Source organism: Mesorhizobium sp. M7A.F.Ca.CA.004.06.1.1, assembly GCF_003999135.1.
Classification (GTDB): Bacteria; Pseudomonadota; Alphaproteobacteria; order Rhizobiales; family Rhizobiaceae; genus Mesorhizobium.
Genome location: NZ_RZPQ01001142.1, coordinates 1 through 1,216 on the forward strand (window position 1 = coordinate 1; position 1,216 = coordinate 1,216).

A 1,216-nucleotide genomic window follows, 5' to 3' on the forward strand; every position below is an offset into this window, starting at 1 on the left:
ACCGGCTGTTTCGTGGAGCCGCGTCGAAGGGCGCGGCTGCCACCACTGATCTGCCCGGAATCCTGAGAGCCTGCGCCGATGGCCTTGCCGGCAGCCGGACCGAGATCGGTGCGCCGGCGAGGCCGTTCGGTGATCCCCTGACGCCGATCGCTTTCGAGGCGGCACTGGCGGTTTTGGCGTTGTCGCTTCTGCGTGACCACACCGTTGCGAGGCTGAGGATCTGTCCCAATTGCACCTGGCTGTTCGTCGACAGAAGCCGCAATTCCAGCCGCCTTTGGTGCGACATGGCGGTGTGTGGCAACAGGCAGAAGGCAAGCCGTCACTATCGTCGCCGTCGCATGGCGGAAAATGAGGTCAGGAATGCGTAGCGGCCTTTCCCGTTCGATCCTTGTCGGCGTGGCACTCATCGCGGCCGTTGCGCTGGGCGCCTGCCGCGATACCGGCAATGACGAAGGCAAGCTGTTCGAGATTTCCGGCAAGATATTCGTCTTCAACTACCGCCTCGCAAGGGCGACTTATGTCGTGACCCTGCGGCCGCTGAAGCCGATGGGAGAGGGCCAGGTCGCGGTCGCCAGCTTCCAGGATCCCGCCGGCGGCGCGCCTCTGGTGGTCGAGCAGAAGGTCTGGCCGAAGCTCGACAAGGTGACGCTGGAGAGCCCGGCACTGACCTGCGTCGTCAAGAACAAGCCCTATGCGATTGCCATCAGCATCAAAGGCGCCGACGGCGCGGTCCTGCAGAAGATCGACACCACGCTGATGTCGACGGAAGACCAGTCGATCCTGCCCGACCGGCCGCTGGTCATCGACCAGCTCTACACCGCCAATCCCGATCTCGTCGGCCATCCCGACGGCAAGCTGCCGGGCGAACCGAAGCCGGATTGCTCGAAGGGCGGCTGACGCGTCGCGGCCATCCGGGCCGCAGCTGAAATTTTCGTGCGCCGGGCAATATCCGCGGACCGGTTTCATACCCGATTCAGGATGGACGCGGACTGTTCGGTGCGCGTTGCCTGGCATCTGCGATTTTGTTTGACCTGCCTTGCAAGGGGAGAAAGGATGCGTCATCCGACCCCGACGTTGGCTGCCTGCCCCGCGTGGCCTCCGCAGAGGAAATGCCTGATGACGCTGCACGACGTCGCGCTCGACGACAAGTTCGATCTCGCAAAGGAGCTCATCTTCCTGTCCGGCGCGCAGGCGGTCATCCGCATGCTGCTGATGC

At 64.0% G+C, this 1,216-nt stretch carries 2 protein-coding genes; both read left to right on the forward strand.

Features of this window, described 5'->3' with window-relative positions:
- Window positions 1-368 (forward strand): CGNR zinc finger domain-containing protein (locus tag EN906_RS34575; RefSeq protein ID WP_206529263.1); only part of this gene is annotated, 368 nt, incomplete at its 5' end.
- Window positions 361-897, forward strand: coding sequence for a hypothetical protein (locus tag EN906_RS34580; RefSeq protein ID WP_127269757.1), 537 nt, complete (start codon window positions 361-363; stop codon window positions 895-897). The genes EN906_RS34575 and EN906_RS34580, both read left to right, overlap by 8 nt.
- Window positions 898-1,216 lie beyond the last annotated feature (319 nt).

Coding starts and splice junctions, on each gene's coding strand:
- EN906_RS34580 (WP_127269757.1), top strand. CDS start 361: ATGCGTAGCGGCCTTTCCCGTTCGATCCTTGTCGGCGTGGCACTCATC.